This window comes from Sphaerospermopsis reniformis, from assembly GCF_005402885.1.
GTDB classification, from domain to species: Bacteria; Cyanobacteriota; Cyanobacteriia; order Cyanobacteriales; family Nostocaceae; genus Sphaerospermopsis; species Sphaerospermopsis kisseleviana.
The window spans coordinates 1-4,255 of the sequence record NZ_BJCE01000342.1; the positions used below are offsets into that span (position 1 = coordinate 1).

The 4,255-nt window shown below is 38.8% G+C and carries 5 protein-coding genes and 2 pseudogenes; 2 read left to right on the forward strand and 5 right to left on the reverse strand.

The genetic code is table 11. The features are described 5' to 3' along the window. Nucleotides 1-92 precede the first annotated feature (92 nt). Complete coding sequence (locus tag FFR48_RS25885; RefSeq protein WP_162501966.1) at nt 93-272, reverse strand: hypothetical protein; 180 nt, start codon at nt 270-272, stop codon at nt 93-95. A gap of 1,518 nt (nt 273-1,790) precedes the next feature. Here FFR48_RS25885 and FFR48_RS25890 point away from each other — a divergent pair. Beyond that, complete coding sequence (locus tag FFR48_RS25890; RefSeq protein WP_096565149.1) at nt 1,791-2,438, forward strand: response regulator transcription factor; 648 nt, start codon at nt 1,791-1,793, stop codon at nt 2,436-2,438. Nucleotides 2,439-2,912: 474 nt separating this feature from the next. On the opposite strand, the gene FFR48_RS25895 is transcribed toward FFR48_RS25890, so the two are convergent. The 4 genes and pseudogenes from FFR48_RS25895 to FFR48_RS25910 form a co-directional block, all read right to left on the reverse strand. Next, nucleotides 2,913-3,215, reverse strand: a complete 303-nt coding sequence (locus tag FFR48_RS25895; protein WP_307722538.1) for a sensor histidine kinase — start codon at nt 3,213-3,215, stop codon at nt 2,913-2,915. Further along, nucleotides 3,211-3,528 (reverse strand): type II toxin-antitoxin system VapC family toxin, encoded by a 318-nt coding sequence (locus tag FFR48_RS25900; RefSeq protein WP_236104188.1) that lies wholly within the window; start codon nt 3,526-3,528, stop codon nt 3,211-3,213. Before FFR48_RS25900 ends, FFR48_RS25895 begins: the two co-directional genes overlap by 5 nt. Further along, nucleotides 3,528-3,803, reverse strand: a complete 276-nt coding sequence (locus FFR48_RS25905; RefSeq protein WP_137669344.1) for a hypothetical protein — start codon at nt 3,801-3,803, stop codon at nt 3,528-3,530. Before FFR48_RS25905 ends, FFR48_RS25900 begins: the two co-directional genes overlap by 1 nt. Before the next feature lie 63 nt (nt 3,804-3,866). Beyond that, nucleotides 3,867-4,079: pseudogene (locus FFR48_RS25910) on the reverse strand (type II toxin-antitoxin system HicB family antitoxin). Between the two features lie 59 nt (nt 4,080-4,138). Between FFR48_RS25910 and FFR48_RS25915 the strand changes: the two are divergent. Further along, a pseudogene (locus FFR48_RS25915) lies at nt 4,139-4,255 on the forward strand (IS5/IS1182 family transposase); the annotation flags it as partial.

Sequence of the window (4,255 nt, forward strand, 5' to 3'; positions counted from 1 at the left end):
GGTAGGAGAGACTGAGAGTGGTGTGAGAGATGTGTATACAACGCACGTCGATGTTGGGAGTAGAGGGTGTAGTGAGAGTCGGTGGTGTAGACTTAGTGTTGCGTGACGGTATTGGGGTGATAGGGGCTTGCGTACTGGTTATTCAGACCTGGGTGTGTGGCATAAGCTCGGGAGACGGCGGCCTGGTGACCGGGTACTGGGGACTGGGGACTGGGGACTGGGGACTGGGGACTGGTGACTGGTGACTGGGTAATCAATTTTATGTTTCCCAATCAACTGTCAACTATCAACTGTCAACTATCAACTATCACCAATCACCAATCACCAATCACAGAGCATAAATACCTAATTGTTTTAGTTGTCGGGTTCTGTTGCGTAGGTAGTGAATATTTTTATATGGACAACTTTATTTCCAAACCTGGGAAATTGTTATAGAACTGTAAACAGGGAGCCGCTGAATGAGTAACAATACAGTAAGTCAACACCGCCATCCAAACAGTCATCCAATCCCCAGAACTACTAAAGCTGTGGAACTTCAAGCCCTAAGTAATATGTGGACGCGCTAAGATTGGCTTTCTTTTCCCTCCACAGGTTTCTGCTGGTTCTTACCAAACAGATACTCCGGGCTAAAAACCTCCTAGCTATGTCATCTGGGAATGCTGGAAACTGTGACTCAAAGTGTGGACATCTCAACCATCGTGTGAGATTCTTCCTATTTGCATCTTCTAAACCTCAACCAACCGCTTGCGTATTTGTTGTTCTAGATAGATAATGGGAGTTTACCCAGATGCGGTTTGGTATTACACAAATTAATTGATTTATAGTCATATATAGGCTATAACAGGCATAAATAAAACATTTTTACGCCTTCATAGTCAATGATATAAATCAATAGTTTTGGGGAAATTCCAGAAAATGACACCCTAGCTCTGGTAACACACTTAGCACAAGTCCAAGCCTTTTTTTATTTCACTGTCAAAATTAATTGAGGGAGATAATCAAACAATTAGGCAGGTGATGTAAATTAAGTAGTCCCGACAGCTATTAACCAAGGGATAGAGGGTATGTAGTTCACCCTGTGAGGTAAAACCTCACAAAATAAAACCTGAGATATTTGTCAATGGTTTTATGAACTATATTCAAAAAACCGGAAGTTATTGAGCGGATGATCCCAAAACACTTAATTGGCATCTATGGAAATGTAAGCATAAGCCTTTTTCAACCATTTTTTGCCAGGAACTTCCTTAGTTTCTTGTGAACCTCTAGAGGCTTAACATTCAAAACAGGATATAGCAGAGCAACAGTTAACAAATGAAAGTGCGGGTGAGTTGTCAGTTAGGGTGATCTTCAGCTAAATACTGAACCTGTCAACCAGACGGATTATGATTTAATCAGGTTTTTTAGCCCGCTGCTTTCAAAAGAATATATAATAGCGCATTATAAATACTATTGCTCTCCGTATCCTTACTAGACTTTTGCCATTAAGTTACTAGTAGTATGTTAAGAGTGCCTACCACTTTCACAACCACAAAAAACCAAGGCAAGTTAAGTGGGAAAAACAGTACGTGCGGCCAGCGCGGAATTTACGCCTGTGGACAAGAACCCGGCGACGGGCTTGGTGGAAGCAGGAAGCAAACAACAAAATGTTCCAGGTTCTAGGGTGTATTTGCTTATGCCCCTGCCATGAACAATTTTTGTCAGGTTTGTTTTGCACAACATCTCACATAATCCACCAAAGAGGATAACTATTCAAGACCTTGATGGATTGAAGCGCGACAAGTGCCACTGCTATGAAAGAGTCCAGCATGAAAGATCACAAACGACTTCTATTAATTGATGATGACCCTAACCTCATCTTGCTGGTGAAGGATTACTTAGAATTCCGGGGCTACGAAGTCATCACGGTTGAAAATGGACGGCAAGCTCTGGAAATATTAGACCATGATGTTCCAGACATGATCATCTGTGACGTGATGATGCCAGAAATGGACGGGTACACTTTTGTGGAACAAGTCCGGCAAACTGAACGCACTAGCTGGATACCTGTTCTCTTCCTGTCCGCTAAGGGGCAAAGTGCAGACCGAGTTAAAGGTCTGAATAAAGGTGCTGACGTATATATGGTCAAGCCCTTTGAAGCAGAAGAACTCGTAGCACAAGTAGAATCTTCACTCAAGCAAACTATCCGTTGGAAAGAACATCAAACTAAGGGAGGGGAAAACGGTTCTCGTATCCAGGTTCCCTTTGATGTCCAGTTAACTCCCACAGAACTGAAAGTGGTTCAGTTTGTGGCTAGGGGTTTAGCTAACCGGGAAATCGCTGAAGAACTAAATGTTAGTCAGCGTACAGTTGAAAGCCATGTTTCCAATATGTTGGGCAAAACCAATCTCCACAACCGTACTGAACTAGCACGGTGGGCGATTGAAAATCAAATGGCTTAAATGTTCCACTGATTTGGTGAAGGTTTGAGTTTTGAGTTAAAAAATCATAACTCAAAGCTCAAATCCTTTATTTGATCTTGACTTTAGTTTGATAGCCAGTAAAAAACATGACATGAATTGTGAAGCATACAGATTTTTCAATTCCAACTTCATAATTCATGTTTTATGATACTTTCCTCAATTGCTATCTTCCAACCCAGATATCACCTAAAATTATTTATACAGGCTAATTATAGGGACTGGTGACTGGTGACTGGTGACTGGTGACTGGTGACTGGGGAAGAAAATTTTAGATTTTAGATTTTAGATTTTAGATTTTAGATTTTAGATTTTAGATTTTAGATTTTAGATTTTAGATTTTAGATTTTAGATTGAAGTTAACAAAAACAATCCAAAATAAATAACTCCTGCCTCCTGCCTCCTGCCTTTTGCCTTCTGCCTCCTGTTCCCTGTTCCCTGCTCCCTGCTCCGTGATTAAGTAATCTGTTCCGTAGGGATTTCTATGATAAATTCTGTACCATAACTAGGGTCAGAACAAACATAAATATTGCCTTGGTGCTTTTCGATGATTTGATAGCTAATTGCCAGTCCTATACCAGTTCCCTTGTTGACAGGTTTGGTTGTAAAAAATGGATCAAATATCTTGCTTTGTAATTCTAAACTAATGCCTGGTCCATTATCTCGGATGCTAATTGTGATCTTACCAGAATCAGTTTTTTTGGTTTTAATTACTATTTGTTTTTGTTTTTTTTGTTCTTGTTCTAATAAGGCATCAATGGCATTTTAGATGCGTTTCCCCTGCTTCTTGTCTTGCTAATTTCAAGGTTGCATCTAAAGCATTTGTATCTGTAGCTATATCAACTTGAATTAATAGGGACTGTAATAAATTAATAGCTTCTTCAGATTGTTCTTTTGTCATGCGGTTACGTCGTTCTGCTACAACAAGAGTATTAGCAATCTCCAGCGACCAAATTCCTGGTACAAATGCTTCAGAATCTACCATCGTTGCTAATATGGAATTAGCATAATCATTATTTTCGTCTACCAAACACCAGCTAATTGCTACCGAACAATCTAAAACAAACTGCATTAAAATCTTCGTCCTTCTTCAATCATTTCACGGATTAGGTTTTTATCTAAACCTACTTCTTTCCTTAGTTGTTGCATTCTACTAATTGCGTCTTGAATTGATTTTTTAGTAGTGGCTTTTCCCCAAGCGTTATGTTTTATTGTGGTAGCTTCTGTATTATCTAATGGTTGGACAACTACCAATACTTCTACAGATTTATCTTTAAAATCTGTATGGGTTTGGATTTGCAATATACCATCTGTACCAATATGTGCCAGCAATTTTATTGTTTCCATTTTTACCACCATTCTTAGGTACAGGTTGCCAATTTCTGTATTTATTCATATCTATATTACTACTTAAATCAAAACTTCAACTTCTTGAGCGATACTTGTAGGTTGGGGAATTGGTAAACCTGACTCTATTAAACCTTCTAGATGAAATTCTATTGCTTCAACAATCATTTGTTGAACTTCTGCTAATGTTTCAGCTACAGCTATACAACCGGGTAAGTCGGGAACCTAAGCACCATAGCTAGTATTTCCTTTTTAAATTACTACTGTATAACGCATTATTCTTCCTCCAATTGTGCTTGTTTCCATATACTTTTTAGTGTACCAATAGTAAACGAATTTTTGTAGAGCATATCATCAGAATTATTAAAATATTTCGCATAGCATCATCAAGATTTCGTCTTCATAAAGATACTTATGAAAAAGTAATATTGACGATTTGTGGATTGGTGAGG